This window comes from Bradyrhizobium sp. LMG 9283 (genome assembly GCF_045571415.1).
Taxonomy (GTDB): Bacteria; Pseudomonadota; Alphaproteobacteria; order Rhizobiales; family Xanthobacteraceae; genus Bradyrhizobium.
This window is the reverse complement of record NZ_CP120691.1, coordinates 3017692-3035289: the sequence shown is the minus strand read 5'-3', so window position 1 is coordinate 3035289 and position 17598 is coordinate 3017692. Positions and strand designations below refer to the sequence as shown.

Genomic DNA, 17598 nt, shown 5'->3' with positions numbered 1-17598 from the left:
GAGAGTTGGTGCCAAAGTCTGCGCGCGTCGGCAGGAACGTCGTCCGCGCATGCGAGTTGCCCGGGATGCAAAGTCAAGGAGAATCCGATGAAGAAGATCGTCCTGGCATCCGCTTGCATCATGGCGCTGGCGACAGGTGGCGCTTTCGCGCAGACACAACCCGCCCCCGGCGAATCCAGTCAGGGCGGCGTCGGCCCCTCGTCACGAGGCCCGGCGACCAAGGGAATGACGACGGGGCGTTCGTCGAACATGCAGAACGAGGCCAGCGACAGCAAGGGCGCGCAGACGCCATCCGCCGGCGGTAGCAACACCAACAATATGGGCAGCCAGGCCGGCGGAGGCGCGGGCTCCGGCTCCGGCAAATGAACTGAGGATCGAAGATCCCGGGAAGGGGCAGCCGTCCCCTTCCACTCCGAGCAGCGTGTCGATTGGAGAAAGGCGCGTACCGCAATTCGCTAAGCGGGATGAAATTCACCACGCACTGTGGACGCGTGGATGTTCTGCAATTGGTCCTCCCTACATTGACACGGGTGTGACGGCCGGGGCAGGTTTTCACATTGCTGGCGAATCAGCGATAGCCTCACGCCGAGTACCTCTTGGACAACTCCCAGTGCTTTCGAGACTGATATCGTTGCTGCGCCGCATCCCTGCGGTGAACTGGGCGTTTACCCGATTTCGGCCCTCGCCGCACAGCGGCAACATTGAGGTCGCGCCGATCGCCACAGACGCTTCGCCCGCCATCGTCGAAGACGTCGCGGCGACTGCTCAAGCTCCAATCGCCGAGATCAGCACCGACCCTGTGCGAGGCGATGCTGACCTCGCCACCCAGGCTCCGGTCGCGGAGAACGAAGCGGCTGTGTCTGTCGTCGCGGAGAACCCGTCCGACGATATCTGTATCAGCGAGGACTCATCTCCGGAGAGGGCGACGGAAATCGAGGCGCCGGCGACGGCACCGGTCGCCGAGGAGGTGTTGGTTTCAACGGCCGACGCAGAGAACGAGCCAGTTGCGGACTCTGATCTCGCCAGCACTAGCGAAGCATCGCCCGCTGGCATCCCCGCAGAAGTCGATTCCGTCGTCGCAGAAGAGGTTGTGGTTTCATCATCAGACGTCGCGACCGCTTCGACTGATGCTTCGGATGCCGTCGCCGAGGCTGCCCCCTCGCCCGAGGTTTCCGCCGAGATCGAAACGGTCGCGGTCGAAGCAATCCCGATCCTCCTTGGCGAGGCCGAGAGCGTTCCGACTAATGTCTCTGAAACCCCTGCCGCCAGCGGCCCAGCGCTCGTCGTCGAGATCGCGCCGGCTCCTGCAAACGATGTTCTGCTCGCCACAGCCATTGCGACGGCAGTCAACGAGCCATCCAGCGGCGTCACCGAGATCGAACCGACTCCAGCTCTCGCATGTCCTTCTCCAGAGATCCGCAGCGCACCGAAAGTGCGCGCGAGAGCCGCGGAACCCCCCGATCGCGCCGCGCTGATCCGGCAGCGCTGGGCGGAGAGCGGAATCAGGATGTGGAATCCGCGGCTTCACGGCACCGGCGAGGCCGCGCTGAACATCCAGGGAAGCATCGAGCTGCTGCCGCCGGCGTCCGGCGAAACAATGCCGCGCTACGACAAGCTGGAATTCAAGATGCTCCGCGGACAGATCGTCTGTGAGGGCGTCATCGTCGAGGCGCCCGTACAGGCGAGCCATCGCAATTTCACGCGCCTCGCCGAGCCGCGGACCATCGAGCGGATCCGTGAACAGGCGCGGGAGCGCCGGGCCGTTCTCGCCTGATCCTTTCTTCTGCGATCACCGTCACGATGTGCTAGGCTGATGTCCCGACATGGGAGATCGCATATGCGAGCAAGATCGTTGCTTTTAGTCGTGATCTCCTTTGCAATCTCACAGCCAGCGCTCGCCGCGGGCAAACGGCCGCGTCCTGCAGCCACGGCCCGCTCCCGCCACCGATCCGGTTGCGCCCTACAAGGCCGATCGGCTCTCTTCCTCACACGGAGAGACGATCCTCGATACGCCCGGCCAGACCACCGTGCTGACACGACAGGTCCTCGACGACAAGAAGGCAACTAGCCTTCGGGACGCCATGCGCTCGACCGCCGGCGTGACGATCGGACGCTAGGCCTCTCGCCGCTTTCGACAGAGTTGCCGTTATTGGTGCGCGGCACATCGATATTTCCAGACACGAAGCAGTTGCCCTCAACACCGGGCACGACGTAACTTGCACGGCGGGCGAGCCACACGACATCCGCGCCGAACGAAACGACAAGAACAATCTGGGAGGCAAATCATGAGAAGACTAGCGGCCGCGCTGTGCGCACTGACCCTGTTCGCAACGGACGCGCAAGCGCAGACCATAAAAGATTTCCTGGCAGCCGTGATGCAGAAATGGACGGCGCCATTCGAGCCGTTTCAGCTCATCGGCAACATCTACTATGTCGGGACCGAAGGCATTGCCGTCTACGTCATCAAGACATCACAGGGCCTGATCCTGATGGACACGGCGATGCCCCAGTCGACCGGCATGATCAAGGACAACATCGCAAAGCTCGGCTTCAAGGTCGCCGACATCAAGATGATCCTCAACACGCATGCGCATCTCGACCACACCGGCGGCTTCGCCGAGATCAAGAAGGAGACCGGCGCGCAGCTCGTGGCCGGCGAGCGCGACAAGCCGCTGCTCGAAGGCGGCTACTATCCCGGCGACGAGAAGAACGAGGTTCTCGCCTTCCCGCCGGTGAAGGTCGATCGTGTCGTGAAGGAAGGCGACAAAGTCACGCTCGGCGACACCACGCTGACGGCGCATGCGACGCCTGGCCACTCGCCGGGTTGCACGAGCTGGCAGATGACCGCCAAGGACGGCAGGGAAGACCGCGAGGTGCTGTTCTTCTGCAGCGGCACGGTTGCGCTGAACCGGCTGGTCGGCCGGCCGACCTATCCCGGCATCGTCGACGATTACCGCGCGACCTTCGCCAAAGCCAAGGCGATGAAGATCGACGTGCTGCTCGGGCCGCATCCGGAGGTCTATGGCATGCAGGCCAAGCGCGCGCAGATGAAGGACGGCGCACCGAACCCGTTCGTCAAACCGGGAGAGCTTGCGACCTACGTCACCGGCCTGTCGGAAGACTTCGACAAGCAGCTCGCCAAGCAGACCGCAGCGCTCCAGCCTGCGAAATAGCCGTCGTACGACGTCTTCATCGATTGCCTCCTCACCTCTCTCCGATTGGAAGAGGTGGCCTGAGCCGCTGTCACTTCGCCAGGCTCGGCAGATCGAGCCCCTTGTCGTGAGCGCAATCGATTGCGATCTCATAGCCAGCGTCGGCGTGGCGCATGACGCCGCTGGCGGGATCGTTCCACAGCACGCGCTCGATCCGCTTCGAGGCCTCAGGCGTACCGTCGGCGACGATCACCATGCCGGCGTGCTGCGAATAGCCGATGCCGACGCCGCCGCCATGATGCAGCGAGACCCAGGTCGCCCCGCTGGCGCAATTGAGCAGCGCGTTGAGCAGAGGCCAATCGGACACCGCATCCGATCCGTCCTTCATCGCCTCGGTCTCGCGGTTGGGGCTCGCCACCGAGCCGCTGTCGAGATGATCGCGGCCGATCACGATCGGCGCTTTCAGCTCGCCCCGCGCCACCATCTCATTGAAGGCAAGGCCGAGGCGATGACGATCGCCAAGGCCAACCCAGCAGATCCGCGCCGGAAGGCCCTGGAATTTGATGCGCGCCTTCGCCATGTCGAGCCAATTGTGCAGATGCTTGTCATCAGGCATCAGCTCTTTCACCTTGGCGTCGGTCTTGAAAATGTCCTCGGGATCGCCCGATAGCGCGGCCCAGCGGAACGGCCCGACGCCGCGGCAGAACAACGGACGAATATAAGCGGGAACGAAGCCGGGAAAATCGAAGGCGTTCTTCAGGCCCATGTCCTGCGCCATCTGGCGGATGTTGTTGCCGTAGTCGAGGGTCGGAATGCCCTGCGCATGGAAATCCAACATGGCCTGGACGTGCTCGACCATCGACGTCTTCGAGGCGCGCTCGACCGCCTTCGGATCGGCGGCGCGCGTGGCTTCCCATTCCGCGAGCGTCCAGCCCTTCGGCAAGTAGCCGTTGATCGGATCATGCGCGCTGGTCTGGTCGGTGACGATGTCAGGCTTGACGCCGCGGCGCACCAGCTCCGGGAAAATCTCCGCGGCATTGCCGAGCAGGCCGACCGAGACCGCCTTCTTCGTCTTCGCCGCGTCCGCCATGATCGCCAGCGCCTCGTCGAGTGTTGCCGCCTGACGATCGAGATAACCGGTACGCAGGCGCATCTCGATGCGGCTCGGCTGGCATTCGACCGCGAGCATCGACGCACCGGCCATGGTCGCCGCCAGCGGCTGCGCCCCGCCCATGCCGCCAAGACCTGCGGTGAGGATCCATTTGCCGGCAAGGCTGCCGCCGTAGTGGCGACGGCCGACCTCGACAAAGGTTTCATAGGTGCCCTGCACGATGCCCTGGCTGCCGATATAGATCCAGGAGCCCGCCGTCATCTGGCCGTACATCATCAGGCCCTGACGATCGAGCTCGTTGAAATGATCGAGCGTCGCCCAATGCGGCACGATGTTCGAGTTTGCGATCAGGACGCGCGGAGCATCGGCATGGGTACGGAAGACGCCGACCGGCTTACCGGACTGCACCAGCAGCGTCTGGTCGCCCTCGAGCTTGCGCAAAGCCGCAACGATCCGGTCAAAGCTCTCCCAGTCACGCGCGGCGCGGCCGATGCCGCCATAGACGACGAGCTCGCTCGGACGCTCCGCCACGTCAGGATCGAGATTGTTCATCAGCATGCGCAGCGGCGCTTCCGTCAACCAGCTCTTGGCGCTGATGTCGCTGCCGCGGGGCGCGCGGATGGTGCGGTCGTTGTCCAGTCGGCGGTTCATGCGGACCTCTTCAGTCAAGTCTCGGGAACGGATCGGATGAAAGCGCAGCAATCGCCGCAACCGGCAGCGCATCGGCTTCGATCAGCGCAGTGGCCCTGGCGAGATCGCCAGCCATGTAACGGTCGGCGCCGAGTGCGGGCACCTCTTCGCGAAGGGTCGCGATGACCGCAACGAGCGGCGCGCTGGTTGCATGCGGCGCGCGCAGCGTGATGCCTTGGGCGGCAACCAGAAGCTCGATGCCGAGGATGGCGGCGAGATTGTCCGCCATGTCGGACAAGCGCCGCGCGGCATGCGCGGCCATCGAGACATGGTCTTCCTGGTTGGCGCTGGTCGGCGTCGAGTCGATCGAGCAGGCGAGCGCACGCTGCTTGTTCTCGGCATACAGCGCGGCCGCCGTCACCTCGGCGATCATGAATCCGGAATTGATGCCGGGATCGGGGGTGAGGAACGGCGGCAGGCCGAAATTCAGCGCGGGATCGACGAGCGTCGCGATGCGTCGCTCGCTGATCGCGCCGATCTCCGACAGCGCCAGCGCGATGGTGTCGGCGGCAAAGGCCACCGGCTCAGCGTGGAAATTGCCGCCGGAGACGATCTCCCCGGTTTCGACCAGCACCAGCGGATTGTCGGTGACGGCATTGGCCTCGACGATCAGCGTACGCGCGGCCTGCGTGATCAAGTCGAGCGCGGCGCCCGCGACCTGTGGTTGGCAGCGCAGGCAATAGGGATCCTGCACGCGCTCATCGCCTTCGAGATGTGACAGGCGAATATCGCTGCCGTCGAGCAAGGCCATGAGTGTTTCAGCCGCCGCGATCTGTCCGGCATGGCCACGCAGCGCCTGAATTTCGGGACGGAACGGCGCCGTCGAGGCCATCGCCGCATCCACCGACAATGCGCCGGTCACGAGCGCGGCACGGGCGATGCGAAATGCACGCAGCGCGCCTGATATGGCGTAGGCGGTCGAGAATTGCGTGCCGTTGATCAGCGCAAGACCTTCCTTGGGCCCGAGGGTCAGCGGCGCGAGACCGGCGGCCTTGAGGGCCTCGGCGCCCGACACCGTCTTTCCGTCGACGATCGCCTGCCCTTCGCCGATCATCACGGCCGTCATATGTGCAAGCGGTGCAAGATCGCCGGAGGCGCCTACGGAGCCCTGCTGTGGCACCAGCGGATAGACATTCCGTGCCAGCATGTCCTGCAGCTGCTCGATCACCTCGCGGCGCACGCCGGAGGCGCCACGCCCGAGCGAGATGATCTTCAGCGCCATCATCAGGCGGATGATCGGCTCGGGCGTCGCCGGGCCGACGCCGCAGCAATGCGAGACGATGAGGTTGCGCTGGAGCAGCGCGGTCTGGTCTGGCGGGATGCGCTTCGATGCCAGCTTCCCGAAGCCGGTGTTGATGCCGTAGACGGGGGCATCCGCGCGCGCCGCTCTTGCGACGACCTCCGCCGCTGCTTCGATGCGCGGCCAGAACGACGGATCGAGCACAACGGGCGCACCATCGAGCGCGCACGCGAGATCATCGAGACTGACCTCCCCCGGTTTGACGACGATCGAGGTGTCCTGCTCCGTCACTGCCCCCTCCAGACCCGGCGATTCAGCGGATTGAAGCCGATGCGATAGACCAGCTCGGCAGGGCGCTCGATGTCCCAGATCGCAAGGTCGCACCATTTGCCGGCCTCTAACGTGCCGGCCTCGTCGAGCACACCGAGCGCCCGCGCGCCTTCCCGGGTGATGCCGGCGAGGCATTCGGCCACGTTCATCCGGAACAGCGTCGCGCCCATGTTCATCGTGAGCAGCAGCGAGGTCATCGGTGAGCTGCCGGGATTGCAGTCGGTCGCGAGCGCCATGGGAACGCCATGCTTGCGGAACGCCTCGACCGGCGGCTTCTGCGTCTCGCGGATGAAGTAGAACGCACCGGGCAGCAGCACCGCCACCGTACCGGACTTGGCCATTGCGGCAGCGCCGGCTTCGTCGGTGTGCTCCAAATGATCGGCCGACAGCGCGGAGTATTTTGCGGCAAGCGCCGCGCCGCCGAGATTCGACAGCTGGTCGGCATGCAGCTTCACCGGCAGCCCAAGCCCTCTCGCGGCCTCGAACACAAGCGCGGTCTGCTCAGCCGAGAACGCGATCCCTTCCATGAAGGCATCGACGGCATCGGCAAGACCAGCCTTGGCGATCGCGGGCAGCATCTCCTTGCAGACGAGATCGATGTAGCGATCCTTGTCGCCATCGGCCTCCACCGGCAATGCATGCGCGCCGAGAAAGGATGTTCGGATCGCAACGGACCGTTGACGACCGAGAATTCGCGCGGCGGAGAGTTGCCGCATCTCGGTTTCAACATCCAGCCCGTAGCCGGACTTGATCTCGACCGTGGTCGCGCCCTCGCCGATCAGCGCGTCGAGCCGCGGCAGCGCACTTGCGACGAGCTCGGCTTCGCTCGCCTTGCGCGTCGCGGCCACTGTCGAGACGATGCCGCCGCCGGCGCGCGCGATCTCTTCGTAGCTTGCGCCCTTCAGGCGCAGCTCGAATTCATGCGCACGGTTGCCGCCATAGACCAGATGGGTGTGGCAGTCGACGAGGCCGGGCGTGATCCAGCGCCCCTCGCAATCGATCCTTTCGACCGCATCGGCATCCGGCAGGAAATCGGTCTGCGCACCCGCGTAGACGATACGGCCGCCGCGCGCGGCGATCACACCATGCTCGATCTCCCCGAGATCGGGACGGTCGGCCCGCATCGTGGCGAGGCGGGCATTGTGCCAGATCCGGTCGAAGCGCTCTGCCATGAGAATATCCATTCGCCGTCGGATGCTTGACTTATATGTCTAGACATATAATCGTAAGCCGGTTCTGTCCAGCCGGCGTGTAATCATGACCCGACTGCATTTCGCTTCCGCGCTCCTGCCTTCGGGCTGGGCCAATGACGTGCAGGTGGTCGTCGCCGCCGGCGCGATCGCGGCGGTGACGCCGGGCGTGGTACCGGCCGCCGGCGACGAGCGCCACGCGATCGCGCTTCCTGGACTGGCGAGCCTGCATAGCCACGCGTTCCAGCGCGGCATGGCGGGGCTTGCCGAATTGCGCGGCGATTCCACCGACACGTTCTGGACCTGGCGCGAGACGATGTATCGCTTTGCGCTGGCAATGACGCCCGACGACGTCGCAGCGGTTGCGACGCTGCTCTATGTCGAGATGCTCGAGCAGGGTTTTACCCGCCTCGGCGAATTCCACTATTTGCACCACGATCGCGACGGCTCGCCCTATGCCGACATCGCGGAGATGGCCGCGCAGATCGCGCAAGCTGCCGAGGCCTCCGGCATTGCGCTCACGCTGCTGCCGAGTTTTTATGCGCATGGCTCCTTCGGCGGCGCGGCACCGCATGACGGCCAGCGCCGCTTCATCTGCACGATCGATCAGTTCGCTGAATTGATGACGGCCTCGCGCAAGGCCATAGCAAACCTGCCGGGCGCCAATGTCGGCATCGCGCCGCATAGCCTGCGTGCGGTGACGCCGGACGAACTTCGCGCGATCATTCCGCTTGCTGACGGGGGGCCGGTGCACATTCACGCCGCCGAGCAGGTAAAGGAGGTCGAGGACTGCCTGGCCTGGTCGGGAAGACGCCCGGTGCAATGGCTGCTGGAGCATGCGCCGGTCGATCAGCGCTGGTGCCTCATTCACGCGACGCATACGACGGACGCGGAGATCGCTGCATTCGCGAGGACCGGCGCTGTCGCGGGTCTCTGCCCCATCACCGAGGCGAGCCTCGGTGATGGCATCTTTCCAGCGCGTGAATTCCTCGATGCCGGCGGCGCATTCGGCGTAGGCACCGATTCCAACGTGCTCGTCGGAATCGCGGACGAATTGCGTCAGCTCGAATACGGCCAGCGCCTGAAGCATCGCCAACGCAACGTCCTCTCCGGCGGCGCAGGCCGCTCGACGGGACGCAGGCTGTTCGACCACGCGCTCGTGGGTGGCGCACGGGCGCTTGCACAGCCGATAGTCGGCCTCGCGCCCGGCGCGCACGCCGACATCGTTACGCTGGACAGCGCGCATCCGTCGCTGGCGGGACGCAGCGGCGACGCCGCGATCGACGGCTGGATCTTTGCCACGGGCAACGGCGCAATCGATTGCGTCTGGGCCGGCGGCCAGAAGGTGGTCGAAGCTGGTCGTCATAAGCTGCGCCAGGCCGCTCGCGAGCGCTTCAACACGGTGGTACGGAGGCTCGTTGCATGAGCCTCGCCACAGATGCTGCGGACCAGCCGACGCTCTACAAGCGCATCCGCGCCGACATCGAGAAGCGCATCCTGACCGGCGAGTGGCCGCCCGGGCATCGCATTCCGTTCGAGCACGAACTGGTCGCGCGCTACGGCTGCTCGCGCATGACCGTGAACAAGGCGCTGTCGGAGCTCGCGCAGGCCGACCTGATCGAGCGGCGGCGGCGCGCCGGCTCCTTCGTGCGCCGGCCGCAGCATCAGTCGGCGGTGCTCAAGATCGCCGACATCCGCGCCGAGATCACCGCGCTTGGGCGGTCGTACGGCTACGAGTTGATGGGCCGCAAGCTGCGCGCGGCGACGGCTGCCGATCGCGACCGTCTCGGCGTGAAGAAGGCTAGCAAAGTGGTCGCGATCACCTGCCGCCATAGCGCCGACAACGTGCCATTCGCTGTAGAGGACAGGCTGATCGATCTCTCCTCCGTGCCGAATGCCGCGACCGCGGATTTCTCGCGCGAGCCGCCCGGTTCCTGGCTGCTTCACCATGTCCCATGGACAGAGGCCGAGCACACGATCAGTGCCATCGTTGCGGACGAGCGCACAGCGGAGACGCTCGACATCGCCGTCGGCGCGCCTTGCCTCGTTATCGACCGCTACACCTGGCGCAGCGCGCGCACCATCACTGCCGTGCGCCTGCTTTATCCCGGTGACTCTCACCGCCTTGTCGCCCGATTCAAAGGAGGCTGAGAGGATATGTCGGCACAAATCGTGCAACGCTTCGGGCAACGGTCCATGCGGGACCACAATGATCAACAGGATGTCAATCCATCGATCGGCAAGAGGACGACAATCATGCGTAGTTCGACAATATTTGCGACCATCATTGCTCTCGCGGCCGCCACGCCCGCGCTCGCCGACGACGTCAAGGTCGGCGTCGGCATCTCCGGATGGACCGGCTTCGCGCCGCTGACGCTGGCGAAGGAGGCGGGCATCTTCAAGAAGAACGGCCTCGACGTCACCATCAAGAAGATTCCGCAGAAGGACCGTCACCTCGCGATTGCCTCCGGCGACATCCAGTGCGCGGCGACCACGGTGGAAACCTGGATCTCCTGGAACGCCAATGGCGTTGCGACCAAGCAGATCTTCCAGCTCGACAAGAGCTATGGCGCCGACGGCATGGCGGTGCGCAACGACGTTGCCGCGATCAAGGACCTGAAGGGCAAGACGGTCGCCGCCTCCGCGCCGGGCACCTCGCCCTATTTCGCGCTGGCCTGGATGCTGAAGAAGAACGGCCTCACCACGAAGGACGTGACCGTGGTGAACCTCGAGCCGGCTGCGGCCGCGCAGGCCTTCGTCTCCGGCCAGAACGATGCGGCGATGACCTATGAGCCGTATCTGTCGACCGTGCGCGCCGCGCCAGACAAGGGCAAGATCATCGCCACCACGCTCGACTACCCCATGGTCATGGACACGTTTGGCTGCACGCCGAAGTTCCTCACCGAGAACCCGAAGGCCGCCAAGGCGCTCGCGGACAGCTATTTCGAGGCGCTCGAGATGATCGCCAAGGACCAGGCCAAGGCCTATGAGATCATGGGCGCCGACGTGAAGCAGACCGGCGAGCAGTTCGGCAACTCGGCAAAGTACCTGCGCTGGCAGGATAAGGCCGCGAACCAGAAATTCTTCGCCGGCGACTTCCTGACCTTCAACAAGGAGGCCGCCGAGCTCCTGCTCGAGATCGGCATCATCAAATCCGCGCCGAAGGTCGAAGACCTCTACGACGCTAGCTTCATCAAGTAGATTTCTGCAAACTGCCGGCTCCGCCGAGAGGCGGACCCGGCACACCATTCGGAAACAGTTTGATGCGTCCCCTGGATCCCGTGACATCGAAGCAGCGCGCGGCGTACGGTCTTGCGTTCTTCGTGCTGTTCGTTGCCCTCTGGTCGTGGGCGACGTTCGGCGGCCATGTGTCGAAGACCTTTCTCGCCAACCCGCTGACTATGGTGCAGGAAGGTTTTGAGCTGCTGACGAAGCAGGGCTTCGTGTTCGATATCGGCATGACGATCTGGCGCGTCGTCGGCGGCTTTGCACTCGCGGCGATCATTGCGGTGCCACTCGGCGTGCTGATGGGCGCCTACAAGCCGGTGGAAGCATTCCTCGAGCCATTCGTGTCTTTTGCGCGCTATTTGCCCGCGTCCGCCTTCATTCCGCTCCTGATCCTGTGGGCCGGCATCGGGGAGCTGCAAAAGCTGCTCGTCATCTTCATCGGCTCGGTATTCCAGGTCATCCTGATGGTCGCGGTGACCGTTGGTGCCACGCGACGCGATCTGGTCGAGGCCGCCTACACGCTGGGCGCCAGAGACCGCGGCATCATCCGCCGCGTGCTGCTGCCCTCCTCGGCGCCGGAGATCGCAGAGATCCTGAGGCTGGTGCTGGGCTGGGCCTGGACCTACGTCATCGTCGCCGAACTGATCGGCTCGTCGTCTGGCATCGGTCATATGATCACCGACAGCCAGGCGTTGCTCAACACCGGCCAGATCATCTTCGGCATCATCGTGATCGGGCTGATCGGACTGATCTCGGACTTCCTGTTCAAGGCATTCAATGCCTGGCTGTTTCCGTGGAAGCTCGCATGACGACGCTCAGGATCGAACAGGTTTCGCGCACCTTCCCTGCGCGCCACGGCAACGCGCCGACCAAGGCACTGGAGCCGACCGACCTCATCATCGGCAACAACGATTTCGTCACCATCCTCGGTCCCTCCGGCTGCGGCAAGTCCACGCTGCTGCGCATCGTTGCGGGCCTCGATCGCCCGACCAGCGGCCGCGTCACGCTCGACGGGCGCGAGGTGACCGGGCCCGGCGCCGATCGCGGCATGGTGTTCCAATCCTACACGCTGTTCCCATGGCTGACAGTGCGCGAGAACATCGCCTTCGGCCTGCGCGAGCGCGGCGTGTCCGAGGCTGAGCGAAACAAGATCGCGGATGCCTTCATCCGTCAGGTCGGCCTCACCGGCTTCGAGAACCACTGGCCGAAGCAGCTCTCCGGCGGCATGCAGCAGCGCACGGCGATTGCGCGCGCGCTCGCCAATGATCCGAAGATCCTGCTGCTCGACGAGCCGTTCGGCGCGCTCGACAACCAGACCCGCGCCCTGATGCAGGAAATGCTGCTCGGCATCTGGGAACGCGACCAGAAGACCGTGCTGTTCGTGACCCACGACATCGAGGAAGCCATCTTCCTCGGCAGCCGCGTCATCGTCATGAGCGCACGCCCCGGCCGCATCAAGGCCGAAATCAATGTGGACCTGCCGCATCCTCGCTCCTACAAGATCAAGACCACGCCGGAATTCGTCCGGCTCAAGGAACGCCTCGTCGAGGAGATCCGCACCGAGGCGTTGAAGGTTGCCGAACATGCCTGACACTCAGCTCCGCGCCGATGGGAATCGCATTCTTGCCGATCTCAATGCGCTGCGCGCCATCGGCGCCTACAAGACCGGCGTGCACAAGCCGACCTTCTCGGAGCCGCACAAACAGTCGCTCGACTGGCTGATGCGCAAGCTGCCGGAGGCGGGTCTCTCCGCCACAATCGATGGCATCGCAAACGTGTTCGGCACCAGCGCGAAACCCGGACCGAAGCTGCTGGCGGGTTCGCATCTGGAAAGCCAGAACTACGCCGGCTGGCTCGATGGCCCGCTCGGCGTCATCTACGCGCTCGAGGCGGCGCGCGTCCTCAATACCGATCCATCGCTCAAAGGCGCGGTCGAAGTCGCCGCCTGGTGCGACGAGGAGGGACATTTCGGCCATTTCCTTGGCTCGCGCTCCTATGTCGGACAGGTGACCGAGGCCGACATCGATGCCGCACGCGACCGCACCAGCGGCCGCACCATGCGCGATGCACTCGCCGAGATGGGGCTCGCCGGACGCCCGCGCGTCACCACCGAGCCGGGGCGCCACGTCGGATATCTGGAAGCGCATATCGAGCAGGGCGACACGCTCGAAAGCAGCCGCCTCGCGATCGGCGTCGTGACCTCCATCGTCGGCATCTGGCAATACCAGATCAATTTTACCGGCGAGCAGAACCACGCCGGCACCACGCGCATGGCGGTACGCAAGGATGCCGGCCTTGCACTGGCGAAGTTCTGCGTCGCGATCGACGAGCGCTTTCCGGCTGCCTGCGGCCCGCGCACGGTCTGGACCACCGGACGCATCTCGCTCGATCCGGGCGCGCCGAGCATCATTCCGGGTGGCGCAGAGATGCTGTTCCAGATCCGCGACGACGACCCGGCTGCGATCGCGCGACTGGAGCAATTGCTGCGGACCATGGCGGACGAGGCCAGCGCCAAAGGCCCCTGCGCCGTCACCGTTACGAAGCTGCGCACCGGCGCACCGGCCATGATGAATCCCGGCTTCCAGGATGCGATCGAAGCCGCGAGCAAGGCCATGGCCGGCGGCCGCTCGGTCCGCATGCCCAGCGGCGCCGGGCACGATGCGCAGATGCTGGCGACCGTCATGCCCGCGGGCATGCTGTTCGTGCCCTCGATCGGCGGCATCAGCCATCACTGGACCGAGAACACCGCCGACGCCGATATCGTCACCGGCGCAGATGTGTTCGTCGACGCTTGCCGGCGGATACTTGGCGGCTAGAGCGATCTGCGGCGGCCGAAGCTGCGGCAGCCGATCGCACGCGGCACAAGCATCCGTGTCCCGGACAAGCTGCAACGCGCAAAGCGTTGCGGCGCGGAGCCGGGACCCAGGGCAACACGGCGCGGTGCGGATAGATGGGCCCCGGCTCTGCAGCGCATCGTCGAAGGGACGCTGCGCTGCGTCCGGGGCACGAGAGCGGAGTATAGCGCAAGGCACCCTCCACACCGTCATTGCGAGGAGCTCTTGCGATGAAGCAATCCAGGCTGCCACTGCGGAAAGACTGGATTGCTTCGCTGCGCTCGCAATGACATGTGGCGTGGGCTTCGTCCTCAGCACCGCTGTCATTCCCCGCGAAAGCGGGGAATCCAGTACGCCGCGGCCTCTCGATTCGATCACTGCCATGTCGGAGTACTGGATCGCCCGGTCAAGCGTGGCGATGACAGCGCGTGTCTAGTGACACGCCTTCGCAACCTCGCGGCTTGTTTCGCCCGAGCTTTGCGCCATCTCTCGCTCCTCTCGATCCAAGAGCAACTGGGTCGGAGTAGACCGGCGATCAGACGGGCTCAAGGCTGGTGCTGGCGCACCCCGCCTTCGGCGGCTGACGGCCTTGACCCCGTCTGCACGCCGGTCTTTGGGCTTGGCATGCGCTCGGCCGAGGTCCGAGCACGAGAAGGCGCGCTCGTCAGGCCAACCTGTATTTCTTCGGATCCCACGTCTCGCCGCGAGCGATCATGGTGTTGAGGATGACGATCAGCTTGCGCATGCAGGCGACGATCGCGACCTTTGGCGGCTTGCCCTTGGCAATCAGGCACTCATAGAAGGCCTTGAACACCGGGTTGTTCAGCGTCGCGGCGCCGATGCAGGGCATGTAGAGGGCGTTCCGCACCCAGCGGCGACCACCCTTGATGCAGCGTTCACCTCGACGTTTGCCGCTATCGTCGTCATAAGGAGCAACGCCCACCAACGCGACGACAACTTCGTCGCTCACCTGCCCCAACTCCGGTAGGCCTCCAAGCAGCGCCATTGCGGTCCCCTCAGCAAAGCCTGGTACGCTCTGGATGATCTCGGCGCGTTTGGCAAAGTCCGGCGTTGTCTTGATCGTCGCCGCGATCGCGGTATCGATCGCGGCGATTTCGTCAGCCAGCTTCTGAAGAAGACGCGCGCGAGCCTTCCGAACAAGGGCCGGCGCCTCATGCTCGTTCTGCATTTCCAGGCGAGCCCTGACGTCGATCAGGCCTTGGCGTCCCTTCACCAGTGCCTTCATCTCCTCGTGAGCGGGATCGTCGACTTGGCTGGGAGCCTCGCTGAATGTCTCGGCGAACCAGGAGATCATCTCTGCGTCGGTCTTGTCATTTTTAGCAAGGCGTCCCGCCGATTCCGCAAAGTGGCGAACCCGTTTGGGATCGACGATCCGTACTTCCAGCCCGGCTTGGCGCAACGCCTTGGCCCATACCCGCTCGTAGCCGCCGCTTGCCTCCATCACTGCCTTGCCGACCCGATGCTTGCGAAGCCATGCAATCAAGCTCCGTCGCCCCGCCGCGGTTGTCGGGCAAGTCTTCCGCTCCGTTACGGTCCGAATGCACGCATCAATCTTGTCTTTGGCGACATCGATGCCGACGACAACCAGATCGTCTTGTGTCATCATCCACTCCCTTCCTTGCCTGGTACGGGCTCGCAGCCCTTGCAACTGTTCGGGTTGAGGAAGACACCGGAGCTGTCCCTTGCTCTTTAACAGGCTCTGTCGCCTTTGGGCGCAACGGGCTCAGTTCCGGCAACGGGCGGTTCTGATCCAACCGCCCGTTGCCACATTCTGGCAGATTTCGGGGACACAGCAGGGAAGGCCGGGGGAAGGCCGGGTGCCGACCTCGCACCCGCGGTCCGCTGCGCAAAAGGCACGCGCAAAAAGACCGCACAGCAGCATACAGGTGAAGCCCAACACACGGCCTTCCCTGCGCGATGGTCGGACGGCTTATGCCGCGCTCTTGTGTCTGCAAATTGTGCCAAAAAACGCCAACGGGCGGTTCTGACCAACCGCCCGTCGCTGGATCTGAGCCCGACCGTGCTCAAAGGCCTTGAGAGCCTGTCCGGGAGCGTGGGACAGATCCGGTGTCTTCCTCAACCCGAACAGTTGCATGGGCTTCGAGCCCGAACCGAGCAAGGAAGGGAGTGGATGATGGCACAAAACGGTGGCGTTGTCGTCGGGATCGATGTGGCCAAGGACAAGGTGGATGCATGCATCCGCGCGGTGTCGCAACGGCAGACGTTTCCTAGCACTGCAGAAGGACGGCGCGGTCTGATCCGCTGGCTGCGCAAATACAAGGTTGCCAAGGCGGTCATGGAGGCATCTGGCGGTTACGAGCGAGAGTGGGCTAAGGCGCTGCGTCAGGCCGACATCGAAGCCCGGATCGTCGACCCCAAGCGCGTGCGTGATTTCGCTCGATCAGCCGGACAACTCGCCAAGAACGATGCGATCGATGCGGAGATGATCGCCTGGTTTGCCGAGACCTTCACCGATGCTCCAGATCAGGCCCATGACACGGCCCGCGAGAATCTGGTGCAGGTCGTAAAAGCGCGCCAGAGCCTGCTCGATCTGCAGACGAGCCTGAAAAATAGGGGCGAGCATGCCGCCCCCAAAATCGTCCAGCAGATGCAGGCTCGGTTGTTAAAGCAGATCGCAGACGAAGTTGCCAAGCTCGAGGTTGCGATCGCCGCAATGATCAAGGCCGCGCCACATTTGGCCGAACTTGCCGAGATCATCGAGAGCGTGCCAGGGCTCGGCAAGATCACATCCGCCGGTCTGGTCGCCGCGATGCCGGAACTTGGCCAGGTGAGCAACAGGATCGCCGCTGCGCTGTTGGGAGCAGCTCCTTACGATGACGACAGCGGGAAGCGACCGCGGTGATCGCCATGTAAAAGGTGGACGCCGAAAGGTTCGCAATCTCTTCTACATGGCTTGCCTCGGCGCTGCGACGCGGCACAACCCTGTGATCATGGCCTTCTATGATCGTCTGATCGCTAAAGGGAAGGAGCCGAAGGTTGCGCTGACCGCCTGCATGCGCAAGCTCATCGGCATTCTCAACACCATGATCGCCCGGCGCCAGAAATGGGATGCTCGCCGCTACGAACTGAGCGAACCCGCTCGGCCTCAGCCGAGCGCATGCACCGCCTGAAGACCGGTAAGCGGGCGGGGTCAAGGCCGTCAGCCGCCGAAGGCGGGGCGCACAGCGCCAGCCTTGAGCCCGCTCGATCACCGGTCTACTTCAACACAGTTGCTCCCGGGAGCCGAGTTCCTTCTGGCCTCCCTCACCCCTGCGAAATTCACCAGCACCGCGCCGGTTGACGCGACTGCCGCATCCGCAAGAGCTTGACCGTAGCAACGACGGCCAGGACCACACGGTTTTGCCGTACGCGCGGTTCGCTTGGTCGCCACAGGGTCCGACGGCGTTGTGCACGTTGCCATCGAAGTATGACGAGACGAACCTAGCAGCGCCGTCCGTCTGCACGAAGCCTTAAGGGCTCACGGAGAGCAATCCGCCCTGCCCCTGGCCACTCGCGCCCGACGCTGCCGCGTCCACCGCAAGCCCAGCTCGCGAAAATGACGACCTCATGATCGCCCCTCAAGGATGAGCCGGGATGGGCGAATACATACGACAAATCCGAATTTCGATAAAGTGGAATATTTTTGCACCAGTGGGTTGACAGCCGAGCGACACAGCGCGGTCCCGTGGCCCGAGCGCAGCGCAATCCGGGACAGTGCGAGATGCCAGGCAAACGGCCCCGGATTACGGCTTCGCCCCATCCGGGCTGCGGGGGTCTGCTCTGACCTGAGCTGCGACAATAT

At 64.4% G+C, this 17598-nt stretch carries 16 protein-coding genes; 12 read left to right on the top strand and 4 right to left on the bottom strand.

Annotation, left to right across the window (positions count from 1 at the left end; genetic code table 11):
• Positions 1-87 precede the first annotated feature (87 nt).
• From P6U29_RS14035 to blaBJP, 4 genes are all read left to right on the top strand, one after another.
• Positions 88-366 carry a hypothetical protein gene (locus P6U29_RS14035; protein WP_407118124.1) on the top strand — a complete coding sequence of 93 codons (279 nt, stop codon included), beginning with the start codon at positions 88-90 and terminating at the stop codon, positions 364-366.
• Between the two features lie 55 nt (positions 367-421).
• The gene (locus P6U29_RS14030) at positions 422-1774 is read left to right on the top strand and encodes a hypothetical protein (protein ID WP_407118123.1); all 1353 of its coding nucleotides are present in this window, start codon (positions 422-424) and stop codon (positions 1772-1774) included.
• 100 nt (positions 1775-1874) lie between these two features.
• Positions 1875-2117, top strand: a complete 243-nt coding sequence (locus tag P6U29_RS14025; protein ID WP_407118122.1) for a TonB-dependent receptor plug domain-containing protein — start codon at positions 1875-1877, stop codon at positions 2115-2117.
• A gap of 168 nt (positions 2118-2285) precedes the next feature.
• Entirely contained in the window at positions 2286-3173 is an 888-nt protein-coding gene (gene blaBJP / locus P6U29_RS14020) for a BJP family subclass B3 metallo-beta-lactamase (RefSeq protein ID WP_407118121.1), read from the top strand.
• 70 nt (positions 3174-3243) lie between these two features.
• Here the strand turns inward: blaBJP and hutU are convergent, their stop codons facing one another.
• The 3 genes from hutU to hutI are packed head-to-tail and all read right to left on the bottom strand — an operon-like array spanning position 3244 to position 7695.
• Positions 3244-4914, bottom strand: a complete 1671-nt coding sequence (gene hutU, locus P6U29_RS14015) for a urocanate hydratase (RefSeq protein WP_407118120.1) — start codon at positions 4912-4914, stop codon at positions 3244-3246.
• Positions 4915-4924: 10 nt separating this feature from the next.
• Positions 4925-6484 (bottom strand): histidine ammonia-lyase, encoded by a 1560-nt coding sequence (hutH, locus tag P6U29_RS14010; RefSeq protein ID WP_407118119.1) that lies wholly within the window; start codon positions 6482-6484, stop codon positions 4925-4927.
• A complete protein-coding gene (gene hutI, locus P6U29_RS14005) occupies positions 6481-7695 on the bottom strand; it encodes an imidazolonepropionase (RefSeq protein WP_407118118.1) in 1215 nt (404 codons plus the stop codon). Before hutI ends, hutH begins: the two co-directional genes overlap by 4 nt.
• Positions 7696-7780: 85 nt before the next feature.
• Here hutI and P6U29_RS14000 point away from each other — a divergent pair, with 85 nt between their 5' ends.
• From P6U29_RS14000 to P6U29_RS13975, 6 genes are all read left to right on the top strand, one after another.
• Positions 7781-9139, top strand: a complete 1359-nt coding sequence (locus tag P6U29_RS14000) for a formimidoylglutamate deiminase (protein ID WP_407118117.1) — start codon at positions 7781-7783, stop codon at positions 9137-9139.
• Positions 9136-9864, top strand: coding sequence for a histidine utilization repressor (gene hutC / locus P6U29_RS13995; RefSeq protein ID WP_407118116.1), 729 nt, complete (start codon positions 9136-9138; stop codon positions 9862-9864). The genes P6U29_RS14000 and hutC overlap by 4 nt, the downstream gene beginning before the upstream one ends.
• Positions 9865-9969: 105 nt before the next feature.
• Positions 9970-10914 (top strand): ABC transporter substrate-binding protein, encoded by a 945-nt coding sequence (locus P6U29_RS13990; RefSeq protein WP_407118115.1) that lies wholly within the window; start codon positions 9970-9972, stop codon positions 10912-10914.
• 62 nt (positions 10915-10976) lie between these two features.
• On the top strand, positions 10977-11750 hold the full coding sequence (locus P6U29_RS13985) for an ABC transporter permease (RefSeq protein WP_407118114.1): 774 nt from the start codon (positions 10977-10979) through the stop codon (positions 11748-11750).
• Positions 11747-12532, top strand: a complete 786-nt coding sequence (locus P6U29_RS13980) for an ABC transporter ATP-binding protein (protein ID WP_407118113.1) — start codon at positions 11747-11749, stop codon at positions 12530-12532. Before P6U29_RS13985 ends, P6U29_RS13980 begins: the two co-directional genes overlap by 4 nt.
• Complete coding sequence (locus P6U29_RS13975; protein ID WP_407118112.1) at positions 12525-13757, top strand: Zn-dependent hydrolase; 1233 nt, start codon at positions 12525-12527, stop codon at positions 13755-13757. The genes P6U29_RS13980 and P6U29_RS13975 overlap by 8 nt, the downstream gene beginning before the upstream one ends.
• Positions 13758-14439: 682 nt before the next feature.
• Here the strand turns inward: P6U29_RS13975 and P6U29_RS13970 are convergent.
• Positions 14440-15402, bottom strand: coding sequence for an IS110 family transposase (locus P6U29_RS13970; RefSeq protein ID WP_407118111.1), 963 nt, complete (start codon positions 15400-15402; stop codon positions 14440-14442).
• Positions 15403-15927: 525 nt separating this feature from the next.
• Between P6U29_RS13970 and P6U29_RS13965 the strand changes: the two genes are divergently transcribed.
• Entirely contained in the window at positions 15928-16659 is a 732-nt protein-coding gene (locus P6U29_RS13965; RefSeq protein ID WP_407118110.1) for a transposase, read from the top strand.
• On the top strand, positions 16631-16927 hold the full coding sequence (locus P6U29_RS13960) for a hypothetical protein (RefSeq protein ID WP_407119629.1): 297 nt from the start codon (positions 16631-16633) through the stop codon (positions 16925-16927). The genes P6U29_RS13965 and P6U29_RS13960 overlap by 29 nt, the downstream gene beginning before the upstream one ends.
• Positions 16928-17598: the final 671 nt, after the last annotated feature.